The sequence below is a fragment of the Leptolyngbya sp. AS-A5 genome, assembly GCF_039962495.1.
Classification (GTDB): domain Bacteria; phylum Cyanobacteriota; class Cyanobacteriia; order Leptolyngbyales; family Leptolyngbyaceae; genus Leptolyngbya.
Map to the genome: position 1 here is coordinate 16,260 of NZ_JAMPLL010000033.1, position 22,553 is coordinate 38,812.

17 protein-coding genes and 1 pseudogene are annotated in these 22,553 nt (G+C 47.3%); 2 read left to right on the forward strand and 16 right to left on the reverse strand.

Annotated features, from left to right (window positions below; translation table 11 throughout):
- Positions 1 to 11: 11 nt before the first annotated feature.
- The 14 genes from NC980_RS22325 to NC980_RS22390 all read right to left on the reverse strand — a co-directional run bounded on the left by NC980_RS22325 (position 12) and on the right by NC980_RS22390 (position 19,849).
- On the reverse strand, positions 12 to 3,899 hold the full coding sequence (locus tag NC980_RS22325) for a putative baseplate assembly protein (RefSeq protein ID WP_190377613.1): 3,888 nt from the start codon (positions 3,897 to 3,899) through the stop codon (positions 12 to 14).
- Positions 3,896 to 6,475, reverse strand: a complete 2,580-nt coding sequence (locus tag NC980_RS22330; protein WP_190377614.1) for a baseplate J/gp47 family protein — start codon at positions 6,473 to 6,475, stop codon at positions 3,896 to 3,898. Before NC980_RS22330 ends, NC980_RS22325 begins: the two co-directional genes overlap by 4 nt.
- A 1-nt stretch (position 6,476) precedes the next feature.
- A complete protein-coding gene (locus tag NC980_RS22335) occupies positions 6,477 to 6,836 on the reverse strand; it encodes a GPW/gp25 family protein (RefSeq protein ID WP_190377615.1) in 360 nt (119 codons plus the stop codon).
- 2 nt (positions 6,837 to 6,838) lie between these two features.
- Complete coding sequence (locus NC980_RS22340; RefSeq protein ID WP_190377616.1) at positions 6,839 to 7,174, reverse strand: hypothetical protein; 336 nt, start codon at positions 7,172 to 7,174, stop codon at positions 6,839 to 6,841.
- The gene (locus NC980_RS22345; RefSeq protein ID WP_190377617.1) at positions 7,174 to 7,686 is read right to left on the reverse strand and encodes a phage baseplate assembly protein V; all 513 of its coding nucleotides are present in this window, start codon (positions 7,684 to 7,686) and stop codon (positions 7,174 to 7,176) included. The genes NC980_RS22340 and NC980_RS22345 overlap by 1 nt, the downstream gene beginning before the upstream one ends.
- A gap of 14 nt (positions 7,687 to 7,700) precedes the next feature.
- Positions 7,701 to 8,825, reverse strand: coding sequence for a hypothetical protein (locus NC980_RS22350; protein ID WP_190377618.1), 1,125 nt, complete (start codon positions 8,823 to 8,825; stop codon positions 7,701 to 7,703).
- 10 nt (positions 8,826 to 8,835) lie between these two features.
- On the reverse strand, positions 8,836 to 9,126 hold the full coding sequence (locus NC980_RS22355) for a hypothetical protein (RefSeq protein ID WP_190377619.1): 291 nt from the start codon (positions 9,124 to 9,126) through the stop codon (positions 8,836 to 8,838).
- 28 nt (positions 9,127 to 9,154) lie between these two features.
- Positions 9,155 to 9,829: a hypothetical protein gene (locus tag NC980_RS22360; RefSeq protein WP_190377620.1), complete on the reverse strand. Its 675-nt coding sequence runs from the start codon at positions 9,827 to 9,829 to the stop codon at positions 9,155 to 9,157.
- Positions 9,830 to 10,872: 1,043 nt separating this feature from the next.
- Positions 10,873 to 11,091 (reverse strand): hypothetical protein, encoded by a 219-nt coding sequence (locus NC980_RS22365; RefSeq protein WP_190377622.1) that lies wholly within the window; start codon positions 11,089 to 11,091, stop codon positions 10,873 to 10,875.
- Complete coding sequence (locus NC980_RS22370; RefSeq protein WP_190377623.1) at positions 11,088 to 11,930, reverse strand: DUF4157 domain-containing protein; 843 nt, start codon at positions 11,928 to 11,930, stop codon at positions 11,088 to 11,090. Before NC980_RS22370 ends, NC980_RS22365 begins: the two co-directional genes overlap by 4 nt.
- Positions 11,931 to 12,028: 98 nt before the next feature.
- On the reverse strand, positions 12,029 to 12,982 hold the full coding sequence (locus tag NC980_RS22375) for a YbjN domain-containing protein (protein WP_190377624.1): 954 nt from the start codon (positions 12,980 to 12,982) through the stop codon (positions 12,029 to 12,031).
- 366 nt (positions 12,983 to 13,348) lie between these two features.
- Positions 13,349 to 14,011: a hypothetical protein gene (locus NC980_RS22380; RefSeq protein ID WP_190377625.1), complete on the reverse strand. Its 663-nt coding sequence runs from the start codon at positions 14,009 to 14,011 to the stop codon at positions 13,349 to 13,351.
- Positions 14,012 to 14,031: 20 nt separating this feature from the next.
- Positions 14,032 to 18,630, reverse strand: coding sequence for a DUF4157 domain-containing protein (locus NC980_RS22385; protein ID WP_190377626.1), 4,599 nt, complete (start codon positions 18,628 to 18,630; stop codon positions 14,032 to 14,034).
- 733 nt (positions 18,631 to 19,363) lie between these two features.
- Positions 19,364 to 19,849 (reverse strand): hypothetical protein, encoded by a 486-nt coding sequence (locus NC980_RS22390; RefSeq protein ID WP_190377627.1) that lies wholly within the window; start codon positions 19,847 to 19,849, stop codon positions 19,364 to 19,366.
- A gap of 456 nt (positions 19,850 to 20,305) precedes the next feature.
- Between NC980_RS22390 and NC980_RS22395 the strand changes: the two are divergent.
- A pseudogene (locus NC980_RS22395) lies at positions 20,306 to 21,452 on the forward strand (IS701 family transposase).
- 182 nt (positions 21,453 to 21,634) lie between these two features.
- A complete protein-coding gene (locus tag NC980_RS22400; RefSeq protein ID WP_190377628.1) occupies positions 21,635 to 21,784 on the forward strand; it encodes a hypothetical protein in 150 nt (49 codons plus the stop codon).
- Between the two features lie 38 nt (positions 21,785 to 21,822).
- On the opposite strand, the gene NC980_RS22405 is transcribed toward NC980_RS22400, so the two are convergent.
- Together NC980_RS22405 and NC980_RS22410 are read right to left on the reverse strand one after the other, a co-directional pair.
- Positions 21,823 to 22,047, reverse strand: coding sequence for a hypothetical protein (locus NC980_RS22405; RefSeq protein WP_242027042.1), 225 nt, complete (start codon positions 22,045 to 22,047; stop codon positions 21,823 to 21,825).
- A gap of 57 nt (positions 22,048 to 22,104) precedes the next feature.
- Positions 22,105 to 22,353, reverse strand: coding sequence for a hypothetical protein (locus tag NC980_RS22410; RefSeq protein ID WP_242027043.1), 249 nt, complete (start codon positions 22,351 to 22,353; stop codon positions 22,105 to 22,107).
- Positions 22,354 to 22,553 lie beyond the last annotated feature (200 nt).

Genomic DNA, 22,553 nt, shown 5'->3' on the forward strand with positions numbered 1-22,553 from the left:
GCTTCTTCCCCTTACAACGTCGAGACAATAGTGAGTTGAGTGCCCTCTGGATTTAAGCGCCAGAGTTGAGCAGGGTAAATCATTCGGGTCTGGGCATCATAGCGAGCGAGTAGGGCAGGGAGCGATCGCGCCAGTGCTTTACTACGCCCCACTTGATAGAGCGCATCTAAATCAACAGCAATCACGCCCTCAACCGATTGGATCGCGCCAATCACTTCTGAGGCAGTGACGGCTTGCCCAAATTTGCGTTTCTCAAAGGCAAAGAAATGGGTCAGCGTTTGTCGAATCGCTGTGGCGACGACTTTGGCTTCATAGCGTAAATCGAGCAATAAACGGGCTTCTAGATTGAATAGAAGTCGTTCATAAGAGTCAACCTGAACTTGTTGAATGGGATCTCTGGCATTGTCGATCGCTTCGACGAGCTTTGTGTAGAGATTTGAATCTTTTACAACCTCACTGCCTTGAACCCCTGCAACGGTAATATGAACCTGTTGAGTTTCGCCATTCCACAGGGGTAACGCTTGGGCTTTGCCAATGCCCGAAAAGCCTTGGGCAAAGTCTTCAAAATCGCGAATGGAAACAATGCGATCGAGAGTTCGCACAGTTGCGGGTGCGTTGGACTTTGCTTCGCTCATCGATTCCGGTGGTGCACCGCCTGTAGCAGGTAACGGATTTGTCACCTCCGAAACACCGAGCGGACGGGTTTTGAGTAAACTCAGTTGATCAGCTTTTAAGTTGCCTTCTAGCCCGATGCCCGTTCGATAGAGCGCTGTGATATTCTCCATGCCACTGGGAAGCCGTGCGCCTTTCGTGCCATCTCCAAACGTGATCTGGGTCGTTCCATCATCCTCAATCCGAACAATGTAGTGTTGGTCAGTCGGTTTGAGCGGATAGAGCGAAGCAGCTTCCTTCCAGAGTACGCCATTGACTCGGACGGCTAAAGTGCTATCTGATCCTCTTGCGTTGGATGCAGGAACATAGGTGAGCGGGGGCTTTTTCAGGACGAATCGCTGGTTCGGCTGATGCCCATCGCCACTGCCTAAAACTTCCCCGATCGTTGCACCATGTGTACCGAGTACAACATTTGCATAGATCCGAACAGTGACCGGATCGTAAGCGTATCTCAAGGACTGTTGGAGCGTCAAGATAGGGCGTTGTTGCCCGGTGGGTGGGTTCTCAATTATGGCGATTTCACTCACCCTCGCGCTATCGGTTAAAGCAGGAAGTAACATAACTGTGCTGACGAGAGCTTCGGTCATTGTGAAATCACCCTGAAATCCGTCCTTATCCATCAACTTCCACAGTAGAGCGTTCTCCTGAGTTAGAATTGGAGCAGGTGGCTCTAGAACTTCGAGGATGTCCCCCCGTTGAACAGGTTTGGGATAGGAACCTTCGGGAGGCTGCAAGATGCCAATTCCACCTACTAGAAGGTGGTGTTCTGAGTTGGGGAGGGCAGCGCTAGTTTGCCTTGGAGGAGCGGGCAAGATGGCTCGTATATCTAAGTTGGTTACATTAGGCTTGACGGCTTCCCAGGACTCTCCATTGTTTGTGGAGCGGAACAATCCATCTTTAGACGTGCCAGCCCAAAGGACATCACCATCGATCGCGAGGCAGCGAATCTCTAAATCGGTCAATCCAGTGTTGATGGCAGTCCAGCGATCACCGACTGTCCGCGTTTCTTCAGGACTTGAACGAAAGACTCCGCTGCCCGCCGTTCCAGCAAAAACATAGTGATCGTTACTTTCTAGCGTGGTGATGTTGCGGTTGGTGAGACCCGTATTAATCGTAAAAGTGGTGCTTGTGGTTAGGTCAGGACGGAAGGGACGATCAAGAATCAGTCGATCGAGCTTTAGTTTTCTCTCTGAATCAAATTCAGAAGTGATTTCAAGCACTGTTCTGCTTTGCTCTGCTGCATTGATGACATCTCCTGGTTGCAATTGAGTGCTGAAAGTTGTGCCTTGACCTGTGGCGCTCGTGCCCTCGGTCGTAATCGTGCCAGTTGCTTGTCTGATGTCTGTGATTTGTTGCCAAATCAGGAATTCTGAGTCCGTGCAACGGAAGATGCCATCTTGTATAGTGCCAGCAAAGGTTAAGGTGGAATTGTTTTTTGGATAACGGGTGAGGGAGTGGACATCTGTGTTGTTGAGTCCTGTTGCTCTCCAGTTTTTCCCGTCATCAACAGAGCGGAATAGTCCACCATTGAGGGTGCCGACTAGAAGTTGGCGATTTAGATCCGAATAAATCACCCGGATATCGGTGTAGCTTAACCCGACTTTTGTCTCCCAGCTTTTACCGCCATCCTTAGACGCAAACAGACCGCTAGCTGTCCCTACAAAGATAGAAGAATTATGAGATCGTAATGCCTGAATGTCTTTGGTTTCTATATTTTCGCTAGCCGATTCCCACTCAACGATCGGTTCCCAGAGTTCTCCATTATCGTTAGATCGAAAGAGTCCTTCTGTCGTGCCTGCTAGGAGACCCTTACTGTAGAATGCAAGCGATCGTACTTGTGTATTCGTTAAACCCTTCGTTTTTCTTTCTACGGAATACGCCTTATCGTTTTTACTTAGAACAGCAACACCACCAATCTCATTTAACAGGGCGCGTGGATGTTGACCACTCACGATTAGAGTTTGATTGCGATACCGTTTTTGGACAAATTCATTTAGAAAAACCGTGTTGTTCCGAATCGGATCTTGGAAGATATCCATCTGGCGATCGCCAACAGTCAATGGTTCCTGTACTAGTTCTAGGGATTCGCTTTGAGCTAAAACTATTGTTCTTCGAATATCAAACTTACTACGATCAATTGCGGAGTTTAGCGTAACACGGGTAATTTGGCGTGTTTGAGCAAGTTGGCTCTTTTCAATTAGGAGTAAATTATCAACCTTAGATTCAGAAGATACACTTTTGATTTTGTCAATTTTGGGACTATTAGAGTTTTGATCATCAAATAATGCAATCCACTGCTTCTCTAGAATTTTTGGGTAAAGTGCGTCGAGATCAATTTGATCTGCTGCATTTTCAGGCTGAAGTTTAGGATTCAGCCAATCTTGAATTTTCTGCCATTCTATTTTCTTAATTTCGTTAGATTCCATAACGACTTCGACAGTGCCAGGAGCGTTGTGACCATAGGGAGCAGCAGTTTGACGAAAAGCAAAAAGTTGGGGATTTTGTAAGAGCTTGTCAGCTCCTGGATAACTCACCTCCCAATGCACCATCGTGTAATCTTGCTGAGCATTCACTCCTACACTTTTCAAGCGTAAGAGATGCTGGCTACCATTGGGTACGTCATCAATGAGCAGAATAAGATCACCGGGTTGAAGGAGTGTATTAATCCCTTTGATATAAAGTTGTCGTGTTGTACTGTTAATCTGTTGCGGACGACTTGCACGAGGCTTGAGATTATTCCACTCTACACGCGCGAGAAAATCTTCACTCGTTTCAAACGTCTGCGGTAATTCATCTTCCTCTGGAATACTGACAATCTGTGTTCCCTTGGGAACGGGCGTAACATCAGGCGAACCGGGAGCATCCTCCAGCGTAAAAGCAAAATAGGTACTCGCAGCAACACCAGGATTTAGCTCATAGCCGATCGTTCGAGCCAGTTCCAACACCGATCGTCGTTCCGTTGCTGTCCGCAAATACCCTTCATTTGCAATCCGTTCTTGATAAAACGTCAACACATCTGCAAGCACTGACCAGGCATCTAGGAGCGCGATCGCAGTATCATCGCTACCGCGTGTGGTTAACTTGAACAATGGACCTGGCTGATCGCCTTGTCGCAAACTATCGCGCAACAACTCGACCAGTCGCTTGCGAGATGAAGTATAGTCCGTAATTCGATATGCAAGTTGCGGCAATCCTGCACGATTTTCAGGGGTTCGGGGTTTGTTCATAGTCCGCCCTCCAGTTGAAACTCAATCCTGCCGTTTTCAGGAGAGCTTGGATCATTGTCCAAGCGAGCAATCTCTAGTAAATCAAAGGCAATTTTTCCTAGTTCTAAAGAGCGTCTGCCCTGTTCTTCGGATTCCACCCAGCGCTTAAATCGGGTTACATTCACCGACTTAACACCCTCGACCGCGATCGCCGTCGCAATCACTTGACTCAGGTAGACCGGATCACCAAAGCTGAAGCGATCGGGATGGAAAAAGCCCTTCTGTTTGTTCACCAAGATTTGCTTACTAAACGCATCGATCAAGGCTTTCTGGATCGCACTCCGGAAGTACCCCTCCTTCACCTCCACTGCCATTGCAATATCAAGCGCCACAAAGCGAGGATTTTCAATCTCAATGTCATGCCCAGCAAGGCGAAACTCCTCTAAAAACGCCAATAGCTTTTGCTTGAACTCCTCATCGATCGATTGTCCCCCATCCCGATCGACCGTAATAAAAATCGTGTGCCAACTACCCGTCCAGCGACGATCCGCGATCGCATTTTGCACCCCCGGAAATTGTTTCGCGCGATCGGCATAGTCTGCTGCTGTCACTGCTCGTCGCTGCACCCGAAACGCTTGGGGAGCATATTGCCGAATCTGTTCGATCGGCTCTGGATCGACCCCGCCTTGTGCAGGGAGCGGATTGTGTGGTGCAACGATTGGAGTTTCGTCTAGGTCGATGGTGGGTCGGAAGGCAGAAAAGGCGAACCGTTGATCGTCAGTTAGATTTTCCGGCACGATCAGGAGATTGGCGATCGCTCCTGCACCAACATTGCCAGTGCTGCCATTGCCCACGCGATAAGTCGCATACAAGCGCATCTCTGTCGTAGGTTTCTTGCCTAATGCGTCATCCCCAAAGCGCAGATATACCCGTCCATCCTCCTCGATTTCGACGACAAAATGCCGCGCAAATCGATCGCTAACTAATAAATCCCGTTGTGCCTCCCAGCGCAGTCCGGCTTCGTTGATGCCAGAAGGCGGACGAGTTTCCCACACTGCGATCGCAGGACGAGCATCCCGCAATTCCCACTGCATCGCAGCACTCGCAGGCTTCTCTGGATCGAACAGTACCCACTGGTTTTGCTGAGTATAAACATAGCCCTGTTGCGTCAACGGTGCTTCCTGCAAGCAGGGGCGCGGCTTCAGGCGACTCCAACCTGGAGCTTTCCAAAGCTCTTCCGGTAGGGGATTTGCTTGAGCTTTAGGAATCGTACAGCCTGCATCGACCAGAACAACATTGCCCCGCGCTACACTGATATCGAGAATCGGATTCCCTTGATCATCTACGTTCGAGATTTGTAAGTCAAACGGCAGGGCATCCTCCGCACCCCAGCGAATGTTCAAAATGCTTGTATTCGTTAGCCGATCGGTGGTCGCTGTAACCCTCGTTAACCGGACGACATGGCGATGGCTTCGATCGAGGTCGATCGGAGAACCCGATTTAGATCCTTTCACCTCTTCAAACACCAACACGCTACCCCGTTTAAGCAACTTTTGTAGATTTGGATTGCTCACTTCCAGCGTTGCTTGAGTGGCTCCTTGCGGGAGACTACATTGCTCATCTTCCCAGGTATAAAACTTAAGCGTATTCAAACAGGAATACAGCGTAATATCATGCAAGGTCTCAAAGACCTGCGCTCCCGCATTGAGCGCATCCTGCAACTTTTCGCTGCTGAGAATTCCATTACGGAAGATGGAGCGCGTCAGAAGCTTTACACCCGGACGGTTTTTCTCAACCGAAGGACCTAGAAGCGTTATTCCTTCTAGATTCTCGCTGGGTGGATTGAACTCTATCACAATCCAAGCACGAGCATTGCACCCATCGTGGATGAGATAGTCCAACAGACGAGCATGGCGACGAATAGAGACCCGTTTGCGGGCGGTTCCTAGATAGGCTTCTGTAGCGACAGCATCCTGATAGTAGCTGAGATAGTCGCCTGTATAAGCTAATAGTTCCACCAACATCACGCCAATGTCAGACGGATTCCGCTCCTTCCACTTCGGCATGGTTTCTGACAAGCGATCGAGCATCAGTTGCCGAAAACTGGCGTAATCTTTCGCCAGGTAATCGATCGCAGGCGGCGGTAGTTCAGCATCTGGGAGCGGATCTGATGTTTTGCAGTCAAATTGGCTTAGCTTCTCAACCCAGAACGAGAAGGAGACTTGAGTCAGTTGCGAATCAAATCCATCGGGCGGGTCTGGATCATCGTCAGAGGTAAACGCAGAGCGCACCAGCCGCAGTGTGTACTTGGAATAGTCTCCGACTTGATTGGTACGCACCGTCAAAACATTCGTATTTGCAGTCACCGACTCCACAGATAAGTTCTGAATCCGCGATCCTCCTAAGATCTGAATATTGTCTTCGCTTAACTCAACACCCACATCTGCCAGCGATCGCAGCAAATATACAACCAGCGTTTTTTGATCTGTTAGCACTTCTAGATAGTCAATCCCATTCAGCATCGGCTGTCCATTATCCGGTTGGCTGCGGACTGCTTGCCGTCGCCGCTCGTTTTTACAACGGTACTGAGTCGGCATCTTAGGGCACCTCTTTGCTATACTTTGCCATTTGCCGCTGTTGATTTTGTCGAACAATGTACAGAACGGTCACTTCTAAGCGGGAGTCAATGCGCTCTACATCTACCGCTTCTAGCAAAATCAGATCTCCTAACCATTGTTCGATCGCACCTTGAACAAGCAATTGCACAGCAGCAGCTAATTCAGTTGCATTCGGCGCAAAGATCAGTTGTTGTAGCCCACTCCCAAAATCAGGACGATTCACCCGTTGTCCCGGTTCTGTAAACAACACTTGCTCAATCATCTGGCGAATGTGGGGATCATAATCCACCTCTGCCGATCGTCCACGTCCATCAATGTAAAAGGGATAGTTAATTTGCATCGCTACACTCCCTTAACCCGTTGTTGCGTTACTTTAATGTTGGGCGGACCCTGAGGAATTTCCTCTACACTCTTGCAAAGCCCTACGCTGTTTTGCAGAATCACCGGACTACCGTTCACTTTGACGCGGGTGGCAGGCACTAGCCATTGCACTTTGACACAGGGTTGCGGTTTGGGTCCGACTGTAAACACACACCCCGCAACGAGATATTGATCCTTTAAGGTAGCAACAGGTTGGCTACTGACTTTGACGCGGGGACTGCTGACGATCGTTGAAATTAGCCCCGATTGATGGGGACAAGTTGCGATCGCGCTCACATGAAAGACGTTGCTGCCCATCAGGTCACCTCCAGCGCTGTGTCATTGATTTTGACGCTCGTAGGTGCAGCTTTAATCGTTCCAAATGCCCCTGCGGAAATCTCAATTCCAGAGGAATTAAACACGAGCTTGAGCGGTTGCTTAGCTCCAAGGGGGTCGGCTTCGATCGTCATGCCTTTCGCACTCATGGTAATCGTGATGCCTTTCCCTCCGCTGGCAAACGCTTTAAACACAATCGTTTCCTCCCGTGACTGCGCCTTGGCCTCATCCGGGAGTTCTCCGTTGCCCCAGAAACAGCCGCTCCAAATCGGATAGTCCGGATCACCCCCCTCAAACTCGACCCACACATTACTCCCCACCGGAGGAATGGTGAATAGTCCGATTCCTTTTCCCGCGTAGGGTGTGCAGGGCATTGCCCAGCTTTGTTTGCCTTCTTCAAAAACCGAGGCAACGTTCACCTGCACCCGACCGAGATTGAGCGGGTCTCGATCGACAGTAACTTTGCCCCGGTACTTCCCAAAAAATTGCTGCATCTCTTCAATCCTTGCTATACGGTGCTGCCGAGTCCTTCGCGGGTAATCGTAAAACTCTGTTTGTAGTCTCCTTTGCTGATTTTGTGCGTGACGCTTTTGACGTAGTACAGTCCGTCATAGTTAAAGCCAACACCCCGCAGGGTCACAACACCTCGAACCTGCAAGATGCCACCGTAGGAGGTCGCGTTCAAGTCGCCCGTCACGGTCACAACATTGTCTACTGATCGATCGGTAGTTGCCTGTGCCCGTGCGGCAGCTTGGGTGGTGTCTCGTCCGGTTTCCCGAAAGCGCTCTGTGCGGCGGTGGGTCTGTTGGGTGAGGGCAGGTTGAGCGGAGAGGGCAGGACGATCGCTGGTGGTTTCCGACACGGACTGGACTTGATTGGTGCGGCGGTCTTGAACTTTGCCTTTCACCTCGGTCGCCGACATCGCATTATTTTGAAAGTTGATGGCAGTAATGTTGGTGAAGGTTCCCATATTGACGGTTAAAGCGGGTTGGGGTTGCGTCCTACGCTGCGGTGGACCCCAGTAGGCGGTGTTGGTGCCCGATGTAGGGCCGGGGATAACATAGAAGACATGAGAAAATCGGGCTGCGATCGCTTTGAGGTATTCCAGATCAGTGACCTGCTGAGAGGGAATCCGCTCATTGCTAGTGGGACGGTCTTTGAATTGGGGGCTAATGACGTTCGGTACCAAGCCATACTTGGCGTATTGTGGCTGCGAAATCACCATGTGCGCGATCGTGGCTTCATCCTGAGCCGGATGCTCGACCGATTTTTTCTCCAGATCCATGATCACGCTGACATCTTCGCCCGTAATAGCAAAGGTGGAGTTGCCAGGTTCAGTGCTGGGCGAAAACTGATGGTTCGTGATCACACCGTCCATCAAGACCTGAGCAGTTGCTCCGATCGTGACAATCAGAATTACCCGATTGAAGACCTTGAGCAGGGGATCTTTTAAGAGTTGATAGTCTTTCATGTCGTTGCGATTGGCTCGCCCTAACTGAAAGACGATTTGAAAGCCAGAACGTCCCTCGTCGCTTTGGGTGACTTCCACGCTTTTGAGCGCTTCTACGAGCGATCGCGGTGCAGGTCGAGGAACATTTTCACCAATGAGTAGCGTTAGATTAATTCCCGGCATCGTTCAGTCCTCACACTTGAGGGGTGGGAATGCGAATCAGTTGACCAATTTCAGCAGTGAGGTCTTCTGGGTTCATGGTGTTGTTGGCATCACAGACCTGCCAGAAATGCAACGGATCGCCCAAGGTGCCAAAGGTGATTAAGTCGAGGCGATCGCCCTCAATGATGGTGACTTCCTGAAGAAGTGGCAGTGTTTGTCCCTGGGGCAGAAACCGACGCAGTTTGTAGGCGACTTTGCGCCCATCTGGAGTGATGTATTCTCGCGTTTCTAAATTGTAGTAGCGGCTAGTATGTTCAAACATCACGAACCTCGCTTTAGCAATTGCAAATTTAACGGAGGCGTGCTGCAATATCCACACCTGTAATTGCGGCTGGATTGCTAATACTACCTTTCTGCGCCATGCGTTCTTTCGCCTTGTGGTGTGCCAGGAACAATCGAGCACCGCGCTGTCCCCAGGGCAAGTCGCCATAGTTCAAGACGCGCAATCCCAGTGATACTTTTGCCCGAATCGGGTTGAGGTTCACATCGTAGGCTTCTTCGGTGATGCTAAATTCGGTTAATCGCACGGGTAGCACCCGTTTGCTTCCCCAAACTAGCAAAGTCATGGGCGCTTCCATAGGCACAATCTCCAGCATCCCCCGATCCGCCATGCTCATGTTGGATTCCACTTCTGCACTTGTGGGATAGATCAAGGTTTCTAGGGCAGAGAGTTGGGGATAGACCCCAAATTCCACGGCGACATCTTGAGTATTCTGGGCTTGTTCTAATTGATCAGTGGCATCTAGCTCAATGTCGAGTTTGATGCTTTCAGCAGGTGCGCCTTCTAGTCTCAATGCTTCAGAGCGGCTTCCTTGCGCCTCCCCCGCAGTTTGGGGTTGGAGGGAACGAGACAGGGTTTCAGGGTTATATTGAAATGCGATCGTGCTAAGGATCGTATTGGTGGTTGGAGCAACTGCAACGATAGCCCCTTTAAATAGTTTGGGTGAACCAGGGAAAGTAGTCACGGAGGCAAAGATCCTTTCCTAAAGTGTGCTTGAAAATCGGGACAGTATTTTTATAGACTTATCGAAATTGCGGGAGCCTTAATAAACATTGGTTTCAGGATTAGCTTAAGAAAGCTTGAAACTCTTCTATCATGAGCGTTTGAATGCTCTTTGGCTTTAGTTCTTGGCAATGAAATCTTATGAGCTACGCGGTTGCTTCTAGTTTCGAAACACAGTCCAACTCCGAAAACTCTTGGTAGCTTGAATTATTTGATGCGCTGCGAATAGCTTCAGACTAGGGTTTTAGCTTATTCAGAGAATGGATATACTGAGCAGTGTTATTTTTACACAACACCAAAATACAATGTCTCAATTGAGTTTGCCATCTTTGTAAGCTTTCTGCTAAGAAAGTTAACGACTGTTCATGTTGAGGCTGTAAAAAGCCAACTTGCTATTCTTAATTACAGGAGCACTGTTCTTATAGAACCCATTTGGGATCTTTTTGAGGTGTCTTCAAGGCTAGTAATGCCTCGATCTTATGATTCAGATAGTTCTTGAACCACGATTTTTCTCCTAAATCTATAAGCTGCTCGAAACGGGCTTCCTGCTTACCTTTGTATTTCAAGAAAAGATCCCAAATGGGTTCTATAGTGTGGAACTACTAGCCGTCAAGCTGTCTTCAGGAGCAGGAATGCGCTGTTCAAAATCGATCCAAATTCGTTGATCATTACGGCAATCATAGGCGCGGCAGACTGTGGGGCGATGCTCATATACGCTGCAACCTCTTGTGGTGCGATCGCAATGCACACAGTATCCTTCTGCGCTCTGACGAATTTGATAGGGTTTTGAGTAATCCCACGCAATAATTCGTTCATCTAGGTCTTGAAACGAGAGTGGAAACGATAGCTTACAGCAGCGAGCTTTACACAGATGGAGGCGGGATTGACAGTCAATCTGGGGCAAATTGCCTAGGGTGTATTTGTCGATCGGGTCCGCAAGTTGTACATGGGCACGTTCCTTTAACCGAGCTTCTTCTTTGTCTAGAAATTGTGCACGACGCTCTTCTAGGCTTTGAGGGTCGAGTTGCCCACTTTCACTAGCTCGTCCATCAAAGCGAACAGCGTACTGACCATATCAACGAGGTCGAGTTTGGTTTGCATTGCCATCAGGTGAAGAAAGCGTAGTCCTGCATCGAGATCTTGGCGCAGCGCCTCTGGAACTTGTTGAAACTCGTCTCGGCTGAGCTGGTTTGAAGGAGGACGATCGTCTTTAGCATTAATCATCGTGTTTTAGAAGAATGATAGGTTTTTGGGGGTGCTGCTCCTTGTTGAACAACGTGAGTGAGTTCGTGGGCAAGGAGATGCTGTCCAGTAGCCGTTTCTGGTCGATAGTGAGTTGGGTTGAAGAAGATATCTTGTCGGCGAGTAAAGGCTTTTGCGTGAAGTGCTTGCGTGGATGGTTGCTCAGGATGCACACGAACTTGGCTGAAGTCATGGTGGAAACGAGACTCCATAAAAGTGCGGGTAGATTCTGGTAGCGGTTGACCGTTGCCTTGCCGAGTACTGAGGTACTGTTCAAGTGCTGGGGTTACGGTGGGAGCTTGTCCTGGTTCAGCTTGGGCTTGCACGGGTTCATCTTCTTTCTTCTTGTTTTCCTTGTCGTGCTTATCTTTATCCGCTTTGACTGCCTTTTCCTCTGCGCTGACTTTCTCTTTTTCTGCCTCTTGTTTTTTGCGTTCGGCTTTATGAGCAACTTCTTTGGCGGCTTTCTTTTTCTCTTCGTCTGCGGCAGGCTGTCGCTGTAAGGGAGCAGTTGCGCTGAGTTGAAGTCGCCCGATCGCAGGCACTGGACTAGAAGATTGCATCACCCGATCCGCAGCGCGATCGGCTTCTTGTTCGTATCTATCGCCAGGTTGCCCTACTTGTAGCTTGGGTTGGAACACAGGTGGACGGGCAGGCACTTGGCTGAAGTTCCGTCGGAAGCTTGATGTGGAGAGGGGTTGAAAATTTTGGTCGTGTTCGGCTGCGATCGAGCGAGTGCTCGATCGCTGAAGCAATCCTGACACGGACAAACTATCTGTTTTTTGGGGATTGGCTTTTCGGGCATCGAACTGCTGACTCATGAGCGTCCCCCTTGGGATTAGAATGTGGCGATGGATCTTTCTTCTATCTTTCTTCTATCTAATGCTATCTCTTTCTGTTTGCTGGGAAATTGCAAGAATTATTGATGGTCTGATTGCGCTTCGATGTGAGCAATCGCTTCTGTTGGCGATCTCTGACCCTCTATTACGGCTTGGATGCCTGGGAAGTAATGATCCATCATCATGACATTGACGTAGACCAGTTGCTTGATCAAGTCAGAGGTGAGAAAATCGCCTTCTACGTCGATGCTGGTTTTGTAGCGAATTTCTCCATCGTTGAAGTCCATCTCGAAGTTGCCGCTGATTAAGCCATAGTTGGCACGAGTGAGAAATTCTGCGATCGTGAGTCGTTTATCTTCTGGAGCAAAGTCAGGATAGATGGAGTAGAAAACGAATTGCTCTTCGCGTTCTCTGGCTTGGGCATAACAGTTCCATTTACCGTTCTTACCTTGGCAGACAACTTGCAAGGTAGACTGTCCCTGAAGCTTGGTAAATGTCCAATCGTCTTCTGTGAAGAATTCAATGGTGCTTTCCAAGATAGAATCATCACTATCGCTTTTGGTTTCAGGAATGGCGAGATCGAGCCAAGTGTCAAACCCGTCAAACAGTGATGTAACGCCTTTGAAAAGGTCTTCAGTGATGTCCTGAGTTGCAGCAGTGAGATTAGCAGCAGCCCAGTCCTTAATAAAATTAGTGATTCCTTCGGCAATCTCCTCACTAGAGGCTTTTGGTTGGTTGAGCAGTGCTGGGTTGACGTAATTCCAGAGAGTGGTGTAACCCGTTTCACCGGACTCCTGTTGTTGCTTTACAGACAGACAAAACCAGCTTTCGGTACAGAGTAGGGGATTGAGTGGGGATTCTGAGTTTTCTCCTACAAACTGTTCGGCTTGTTGTTGGCTGAGGGCTTGTAGATAAGCGATCGCTTCTGCTTCGGTTTGGGCGTGGTCTAGGAGTTGGGGAAGTAGATTGGAATGGAGAGTGGCTTCGAGTTGAATGGGGCAATCAAGGAGAAAGTCTCCATTAGAAAGTGGCATGCAGAATTCAGATTTGAGATTAAAGAGGTTTTCTGTAGATATGTACTGATATATCTTGGGGTTAACCCGAACAATTAACTGGCATCCATTAACTTCCTTGCTTTGCCTTACAAAAACGAGGTCAATTTCATGCAAGGATGGCGGTGTAGCTAAGAAATTTTCTAGCGTTAATTTCTTAGCTACACGAGGTGTTTCGACTTGTGTATTCATTCATCCTCTTAAAAATATGTTCAAAAATTTGTGTCAACTCGTTACCTTGTCTACCGCCCACAATTCACTCACGGGCAAATTGTGAAGGAACCAGCAGGATTTAATTAACATAACCCCTTTTATTAATTTAGATGATCAAAAAGGGGTTATGTTAATCTATCTCAGCTTAGAAAAATCTGTCTTAGGAAAAAGTTTAGGCATCAGTGCAGAGAATTGATCATACTGCGCCTTGTAACCATCAATGGTCTTATCAGTGACGATCAGAAGCTGCCAACGAAAATATCCTCTTGTATCTAGAAGCAAATCTATATAGGTTGAGAAATCAGACCGAAGTTCATTAATTCCGTAATCCACACTATGATACTTCAATTTGGAATTCAATCTACCATTTTCTCTTTGGAAACACACACATCCAGAATCTTGGCCATCGAAATAATCAAGTGGTTTAAGCCTTTTAAATGGTTCGCTTTGAGCTTCATCCATCCATCCAAACCATAAGTCGTTAAACCATTCATCGTCATTCCAACCTGCAAAGACCCTTTCTAATGGTAATAGATGAATACTTCCTATAATTTGATCAGCTCCTTGTAGCTGAGCTTCATCTTCCTCCAAATCAGCACTCCACTCAAGCTCCAAACCACCAACTTGTTGATAGAAATTAGAAACAGAATAATCTAATTTAATAGCGAAGTCTTCTTCAATTTCAGCGATCTTTTCTTCATTAATTGCTGGATAAGAATTGTTTTTAATAATATTAATTCGAGGGTGATTTTCAAGTTCGCTTATCATTGCCTCAAATCTTTTCATGCAGTTCATCATACTAATAATCTCCAAAGATCTTAGAAGTCAGATAAATTATCTGGGATATTCTTTTTCAGATTAACAATTAAGCTTGGATCATTCTTAATCTCTTGCTTAACCGCAGAATTCTTCTCAAATTTTGTCCAGCCAGCATATCCCCCTACTGGTCGATTATCTATAACTCTCTTCATAGCCGCACCAGATACATAATTAAGTCTTCTTTCTGCATATCGACTTGACATCGTATTTAAGTTCGGTGCAGTTTTTGTACCTTTTGGACCAGGTTTTGTGATTGGCAAGGAGCCGCCTTCTTTTATTAGTTTCCCTTTATCATCTTTGTATTCATAAGCAATATCAATTCTCTCAGCAAAAGCTTTATAGTCAGCATCTTTTCCATAGGTCAATCTACTCTCATATTTCAATACTTTTCCCTTCTTAATTAGCTGATACGCAGGGGTTTCAAATTGACTTTCCATCAATTTGTTCTCACTTTTTTGTCCAGGTGTCAAGTTCCATACCTGATTTCCTGGTCCATGTAGCTTCTCGCTGAGTAAATGCAGCCTCACATAGTACTTAGCATAATCAGGAATTGTTTCGATGTGGGTAGACCACCCTTCCAAATCAATCTGTCCGGCTCGTGAGCCTTTGGTGTTACCTTGTTTTCTAGTTAATGGGTCAGCCTTAACATACGAAGCTTTGTTACCTTCCATTGCATATGTTACTTGAGTTTTTGGTACACTAACTTTTACTGCTGCATCAAGATCAACGTCATTCGGTCCAATATGAACATGGAAGTCTAGATCATTATCTTCCGCGTCTTCTGTGAGAGATTTGAAGCTAATTTTCAACTTAACGGGCTGTTCAAGTTGTTTGTTATATTCACCTTCTAACTTTGCTGCCTGTTGTTCTTTTTGCTGGCGCAATTCGTCATAAGGTATTTCTTTAGCGGATTCTTTTGCTAAAACTTTTACAACAGCTTTAGCAATCTTGGCATGCTTTTTCTCAGATTTCTTCTTGTCCTTATCTTTCTTTTTGTCCTTATCCTTCTTTTTGCTCTTATCTTTACCGAAACCAAGCTTTTTCTTGATTTTTCCAAGAAAAGCTTTTGCTTTTTTCTTAGCTTTCTTGACTAATGCTTTTGCTTTTTTCTTAGCTTTCTTGACTAATGCTTTTGCTTTTTTCTTAGCCTTTTTAACAGCGGCTTTCCCTTTCTTAATCAGACTCTTCACTTTCTTCGAGATAGTTTGGAAGAGCTTACTCTTCTTAACCTTCAAAAAGAAATTCTCGATCGCCTTCTCAACCTTCTTGCGGAGCTTCTGAATCAGTGCTTGAACCTTTTTAGTAAGATTGCCAATGCCTAATAGCGAAGCCAAAAGCCCAATAATGAGCGGTAAAGACTTGGCAAGAGCATTCTCAATCAATTGCGCTGCACCAGATGTTGCACCTCGAGCAATAGCAGCAACAGCATCAATCACTGAACTAACAAAGTCAGCAATTTGTGCAGCCTTCTCCACAAAGAACATCACAATGTCATAGATCGCCATTGCTGCTTTCACAAAGGCAGCAGCCGGGTTGAGTAACCCGATAATCCACTTCACACCTGCCTGAATTACTTGAGTGACGAGCATATCCTGAATCTGATCCATCACCGTTTCCTTCAGGTCGGTGAATTGCTCTTTCACTTGCTCCCATAGTCCTATTGGCCCTTCTTTCATTAGGACTTGGAAGATTTCTGCTCCTTTTTCTACTCCTTTCTCCAGGGCTGAGACAACTGGCTCACCAAAAATTTTCACCGCCTTTCCACGGATAAGAGGCCAGCTCAATCCGAGAATTTGCACGACTAGCTTAAAGATACCTTTCAGGCTGAAGACGTCATCTGGAATGGTGATTCCTGCCGACCCTAGGCTGCCTGTCAACCAAGCAATAAAACCAGATTGTAAGTGTTTGAGAATATTGCTAACAAAGTTATTAAAGCCCTGCTTTAGACCTCCCACTAGGTTGCTCAAAAAACCAATAGGGTCTTTGATTATGAGTGCTGCTACATCTTGAACTTTTGCTAGCACGTTCTCAAGCATCTGCTTCAGCTTCTTAATCGTTTCGATCGCGCCTTGAACCTTCTCCTTGGCTTTATCCACCCAACCCTTATTTTCTTCCTGCCGCTTCTTAATATCCTCATCGATCGCATTCAGGTTCTCCTGATACTTTTCAACCAAGGTATCAATCAGTTCATCTTGCTTGCTATTGACTTGTTCCTCTAGCTGATCAAATTTCTCTTGAATCTTGTCTGCTGCCTCTTGCCCAACTTTTTGCAGCGATGGTTTCAGTCCCGCTACATACGTCTGGATTTCTTTTTTGCCATCAGCAATCCGTTGTTTCGCTTGATTGAGTGTGTCAGCAACATAGTTTGCAATGCCCTTCAGGACTGCCTGCATTGAATCAATGTATGACGCTCTCCCTCGAACAAAGATAATGTTTACTTCTGGTGGCAAGCCCGTAAAGGCATCAGCAACGCGCGTTCCCCAACCACTGACATCGTACCAAGCCCCATAACGCTTCTCTTTGTAAGCGTCCATTTCCTTATCAACATAGTTCGTAAACTGTTGCTTCGCCACCTGAGCGCCAGCATCAAAGCGTTTGTTAACCTCATCATCTAGCGTCTTAAGCTTTTCAGTGACATCAGTCTTAGTCTTCTCATAGATACCGTTAATGTGATTAGCGACCTCTACTCGCTCTTGTTCATCTTTACTTTTCGTCCCTTTTTGCTGATCCTGAACTTGAGTGAGAAGCTGACTACGCTGTCCAAACATTGCTTTTGTCTGGGTCTGTTCAGCCGTTTCTGCTTGCGTTTGAGCGTTTGCCAAAACTCCTTGTTCATCCTTGCGGTAGGCATCTGGGGCTGTTGCCGCATCCGTTTGAGCGGATTTTTTCGCATCCAACGCTGCCATAAATTGTGGCTCATTGGACTCTGCGAATTGCTTTTCTGTCACTCCTGCCCCAGACATCTGCTGGTCGAGTTCTTCGCTATTTTTCTTGAACGGTTCCGAAACCTCAGCTTCTGATTTCGGCTTCGGAGCAGCCTGAGCCGCATTCAAATCCGGCGGTTGGGCACCCACATCCGGTTTCTCTAGCGGTTTGACTGGCTTCGGCTCAATCCCGCTCGTATTCGGTGCTTCTTGATTCTTTTTAGCAATGGGATCAGTCGTTTTTTGCTTTTCATCTGTTACCTGGGAAGCAACATCCCGTTTCACAGAGTCAATCCGATTGTTCTGCTTGAACTCCTTCGCCTCGTCTTCAGTCGTCGGCGTAATTTTCTTAATCTTCTCTAGTAAGGCAGCAACAAAGGCATCTGCATTAAATGTTCCTGGCTTTTGTTGATCGAGTTCTTGCACTTGTCGATCTTGCGCCTTGCTCTCCGCATCATTTTTAGGGGGTTCGGATGCAGCCTGTGCTTTTCCAGCTTCAGCCTTAGCAGGGGCGTGTTTTTTCTGCTGCTTGGCAACCCCTTTCGCTTTGTTCACAACAGACTGAAAAGCGGGATCTTCTTGTGGCGATGTCGGTGTCTTTCCGCTTGACTCTGCCGAGGCTACAGGTGATTCTGTCTCCCCTTTTTCTGGAGATGCTTCTGCCAAGTTCTCTTCGGCTTCTTCTGGTTCTGGTGTGGCTTTGCTTGCGGGTGCTGTTGGTAATGGTTTTGTTGATTTGGTACTGGCAGGAGCGAAGGGTCCCTCAAACTCGGTTTCTTCTGCGGGATCTTTGGGTTGCGTAGAAGGGGATGCCGATCGCCGAGAAATTAAAGCGTGTCCAGCAGGCAAGGACTGAACGATCGATGGAACTTCCCCTGACGCGCCCTCAGTTTCCTGAATCGGTAATGCTTGAGGGGGCAATAAACGATTTTGAACAAGACGACGAGGTTTGAGAAGGGGTTGAGGTTGTTGCTGAATCGTATGAGTCAGTTCATGAGCGAGGAGGCGTTTTCCAGAGGAAGTATGGGGTTGGTAATACCCTGCGCCAAAGTAGATGTCTTGTTTAAACGTAAATGCTTGAGCATTCAGATTACGCGCCAAATGATTCGCCTGACTATCGGTATGAACCCGCACTTGACTAAAGTCATGATTAAATCGGGACTCCATGAACTCACGAGTCGCAACAGGTAAAGGCTGACCTTGCCCGCGGCTTGCTTTCAAACGACTGCCTAAATCTGAAGTCACTGTGGGGGTTCGGTGAGGTACCCCTTTCGCCTGAACAGGTTCTTCTTCTTCGTCCTCTTCTGGTTTGGCTTCCTGCAACTCATCGGTCTGGCGCTGAAGTCGCTCTCCTGAAAAGGAACTCAGAACCGGCAAAGATGACAGAAATTTTGCCTGAACAGGTTCTTCTTCTTCGTCCTCTTCTGGCTTGGCTTCCTGCAACTCATCGGTCTGGCGCTGAAGTCGCTCTCCTTGTATGGAAGACAATGGCGGAAGTAATAAAGATGATAGGAATTTTGCCTGAACCGTTTCCTCCTCGTCTGATTCTTCGGCTTCGTTTACCTGCCGTTGCAGTTTCTTATTGTTCTCTGGCTTCAACGGTTGGATAGAGAGCGGTAGTGCAGATTTAGGACATCCTAAACTAGACACAATAGTAGACTCTGGCATCTGCATCACTTGTTCAGCAATGCGATCGGCTTCTTGCTCATACCGATCGTCCGGTCGCCCCACGACCAGCTTTGGTTGAATGACAGGTACCGAACTGACAGGGATACGACTGAAGTTTTGTTTAAAGCGCGAAGATTGGTCAGAGTTTTTCTTCGTCCACTGCTCAGGCTTTTGCTTCGGGTCGATCTCGATCGGCTTCACACCAGAATGTTTCAGCAGACTGTTTTTTATAGCAGCACTTGCTTGGCTTGGATTGGTTAAGTTGGTGAGCCTTACACTCATAAGCTAAACTCCCTCAAGCCTGTTCTAAACTTCTAACCGAATCTAGAGGGGAACTATTTTAAACGATGATTATGAATGCCTTGATGATGCAATCTTTTCTTCGATCTTCTGCAAAACTGTAATGATTGTTTATGCTTTGCTGTAAGAGGACTAGGCAAGCAAAGCGCTAACTTTCGCAACATCTCTTGGCTTTATTCAATGTTCAGATAGATAATCAAAGGCAGCGTTGCAGGATAAATCTATGATTCGTACCTATATCTTTTGGCTCATCGTTGCTCCCACTTCCCTAGCATTTGTACTAGGATTAATTGCCAGTTCTGCTCAAGCTGCAGCAGATAAAATAACTGCTGATTCAACCAAAGGAGATCCGGTGTAATTGCTAAACTCCTCACGACTTGTAGCGTACTGTCCTGTAAAAGCAGAAGTACGCTACATACTGAGACAATTAAACTCAGTGCTATTTTGATTGATTAATCTTTGTTGATGTGTCGGCAGAATCAATCTTCCAAGGAGAATTCTCAGGAAGCTTGATCTTGAGTTGTGTCTCAATGATTTCCCGTAAATCTATCTTGGGCGGAAATTGAATTTGAAATCTTTCACGGATGATCTGCTCTGCCCAATCACCAAATAGTGCTAAAGGCGCAACTAGCGTCACAATCAAGTTGTTCAAAAGCTCCAGAGCAACTTTATCTTGACTTGCGTCGCCTTGTGCTGCCAGCCAATTTCCTAATCTCCAACCACCCCGAAAACCAGCAAGCCAAATCCAGACCAAACCAGCAATGAGGAATAGCCCGACCAGAAGCAACAAACCCAAAAATTTGATCAGCAAGCCTAAGACGATCGCAACAGCACGGACAGATGAGTTATCTTCACTGGTATTGCCTTTTCTCGAACTTCCAAGCGATCGAGTATTACTATAAGAAGGGACAAGTTGCGCATTCATCGTCAATACTCCCCATTATTCTTACAATTTCTTCTAAAGGATATCACTGATTATCCGAACCGTTTAATTGTTAACAGAACTAGATTCAAGATTTTGCCGATTGTTAAGCATTCCATAAAAAGATGAAGATTTCAGATTGAGTATAGTACAAGAATAGTAGATTATGATTCGCTAGAATAGAAAGCAAAACAAGCATTTCAAGCTATTTCTCAATTGACCTCAACTGCTCAGAATCTTCAATTGGACATGGCGGTCTTCTTGATATCTAATCGCCCTGAACAAGTCATCGGTGATGATACAAATCAATACGATTTCAACTAGTGCGACAGTTGTAGATTAGGATTCGCTAAAATAGGGGCTAAAATAGGGGTAGAACAAGCATTTCAAGATATCTTTCAATTGAACTCGACGACTCATTCTCCCCATTTAGACTCACTACAGACTGCTACTCAACATCTGAAAAACCTGACTCGGCAAATTGCTCCTTGCTTCTTTAGAACTGAGAGCAAGCAACGGGCAACGGAGTATCTCAAAGCCCTGATTGCTCCTGTAGAACGTAAAAATAGTTGGCAACTGGCCGAAGCAGCGGGAGCCAGCGACCCCGTTGGATTTCAACATCTGCTTCATCGCGCTCGTTGGGATGCCGATGGCGTGCGCGATGACTTGAGGCAGTATGTGGTAGACCACTTGGGCAGCCCAGAAGGTGTTCTGGTGCTTGACGAAACTGGATTTATCAAGAAAGGAGACAAATCGGTCAGTGTGCAACGACAATACTCGGGAACCGCGGGACGGGTCGAAAACTGTCAAGTGGGAGTATCTCTTGGCTATGCCAGCTCGATTGGAGCCACCTTCATTGACCGAGAGCTTTATCTGCCGAAATGGTGGAGCGAGAACCGAGACCGTTGCCGCACAGCAGGCATTCCAGAGACGGTCGCATTTGCCACCAAACTTCAGCTTGCTCGACAGATGCTCAAACGAGCAATCGATGCCAAAGTACCCGCCGAATGGGTGACAGCAGATGCGCTGTATGGAGGTGACCATCACTTGCGACAGTTCATTCAATCCCAGGGACTACACTACGTTTTAGCGGTCAGCAAAGACCAATCGTTCTGGATTGGCAAACAGGCGCATCGAGTCGATGCGTTGGTCGCACAGCAATTGGACGAGAACTGGCAAACACTGAGTGCGGGTGCAGGGACGAAAGGACAGCGATTGTACCAGTGGACCTATCGCCGCTTTGAGCATCCAGAGCGCTCAGACCTCGAACGTGGAGTGTTCGCAAGAAGATCGCTGCAAGACCCATCTGACTTGGCATATTACCTAGTCCCCAACAAATACCCCGCTTGAACAGCTGGTTCACGTTGCAGGCGTGCGCTGGACAATCGAAACTTGCTTTCAAACAGCAAAGGCGGGGGTCGGGCTAGACCACTACGAAGTACGGTCTTGGCATGGGTGGTACCGCCACATTACTTTATGTCTGTTAGCTCATGCCTTTCTCACAGTGATGACGACCTTAGATTTAGATATTGAGGTAAAAAAAGGGGAACTAAACACAGGCAGTTTGTTCGAGTTCAAGCGCAAACGTGGCCTCTATTACCTATAAGTGTGCGAGAGATGCGGCGTTCACTTGGGCAATGGGTGTTCCAGATCAAGCAGAGTTTTGAACACTTTCTGCACTGGCAGCAGTGGCGCAGGCTTCATCGAAGCATCGCCCAGTACTATCACTACAAGCGACGTGCAGTAGGGGTTTCAGACGATCTACAACTGTAGTATCTTGGAGTTGATGTGCTTAGCGACGCTTGTAATGATAAAACTGGGCAACGGTTTGATGCTGCCGTCGCCACATCGACCAATGCAGTCGAAACAACATCGATTTCTTCAGTTCCCAACCCAGATGCCACAACAATCGGCGAATTTCGGCAATCGACAGAGTAATTATAGACCTCGCTTATGTTTGAAGGTGCGGAACGAATTCAGGTTGCTGCCCCTTTTTCAAGCTGCATTTGCTGAGTTCTAACCACCGTGAGAAAGGCATGAGCCAGACACGATAGCGTGATGTGCCGATACCAGCCTTGCCACGTTCGTACCTCATAGTGATCTAAGCCGACCTCGCCTTTGGCTGTTTGAAAACACATCTCTACTGTCCAGCGCTTGCCGATGGTGTGAACCACCGTTTCGAGCAGGGTTTCGGTGGGCACAAACGCCAGAAAGTAAGCAAGCTCCCCCGGTTGCTCAACCGAGCGGCGTGCGATGTATCACCGTTGCCATCCCCTGTGTTCAGGATGAGGAGTTGCAATCGCTATCCAGTCGAACCAGCGTTCTCCTTTTGCCCCGGTTCCCGCACTCAAGCGTGACCAATCCTCAGCATCGAGTTGAGCGATGACCTGATCAATCCGCTGTTTATTCCAGTTGAACGTCACCGATTGGTCACGGGCAACCTCCAGCACATAACGCACTGAGTGTTGTTCCAGGAAGTCGCGCAACCGATAGTTACTGCCATACACACTGTCCCCTGCAACCCAACCGAAAGGGACATCGGCGGCAAGAGTTCGCTCTACATCTCACGCGCGAGTTGTGGTTTCGTGAAAAACTGCATATTTGCACAACTTCGGCACCTAATTCTCACCTTTCTTCGGCAGGTGATTCTCACTCAACTTCGGCAGGTCTAACGATAGCGTAACGGAACCGAATGAAAATTGCAAGC

Coding starts and splice junctions, on each gene's coding strand:
- NC980_RS22325 (WP_190377613.1), bottom strand. CDS start 3,899: ATGAACAAACCCCGAACCCCTGAAAATCGTGCAGGATTGCCGCAACTT.
- NC980_RS22330 (WP_190377614.1), bottom strand. CDS start 6,475: ATGCCGACTCAGTACCGTTGTAAAAACGAGCGGCGACGGCAAGCAGTC.
- NC980_RS22335 (WP_190377615.1), bottom strand. CDS start 6,836: ATGCAAATTAACTATCCCTTTTACATTGATGGACGTGGACGATCGGCA.
- NC980_RS22340 (WP_190377616.1), bottom strand. CDS start 7,174: ATGGGCAGCAACGTCTTTCATGTGAGCGCGATCGCAACTTGTCCCCAT.
- NC980_RS22345 (WP_190377617.1), bottom strand. CDS start 7,686: ATGCAGCAATTTTTTGGGAAGTACCGGGGCAAAGTTACTGTCGATCGA.
- NC980_RS22350 (WP_190377618.1), bottom strand. CDS start 8,825: ATGCCGGGAATTAATCTAACGCTACTCATTGGTGAAAATGTTCCTCGA.
- NC980_RS22355 (WP_190377619.1), bottom strand. CDS start 9,126: ATGTTTGAACATACTAGCCGCTACTACAATTTAGAAACGCGAGAATAC.
- NC980_RS22365 (WP_190377622.1), bottom strand. CDS start 11,091: ATGATTAATGCTAAAGACGATCGTCCTCCTTCAAACCAGCTCAGCCGA.
- NC980_RS22370 (WP_190377623.1), bottom strand. CDS start 11,930: ATGAGTCAGCAGTTCGATGCCCGAAAAGCCAATCCCCAAAAAACAGAT.
- NC980_RS22375 (WP_190377624.1), bottom strand. CDS start 12,982: ATGCCACTTTCTAATGGAGACTTTCTCCTTGATTGCCCCATTCAACTC.
- NC980_RS22380 (WP_190377625.1), bottom strand. CDS start 14,011: ATGATGAACTGCATGAAAAGATTTGAGGCAATGATAAGCGAACTTGAA.
- NC980_RS22385 (WP_190377626.1), bottom strand. CDS start 18,630: ATGCAGATGCCAGAGTCTACTATTGTGTCTAGTTTAGGATGTCCTAAA.
- NC980_RS22390 (WP_190377627.1), bottom strand. CDS start 19,849: ATGAATGCGCAACTTGTCCCTTCTTATAGTAATACTCGATCGCTTGGA.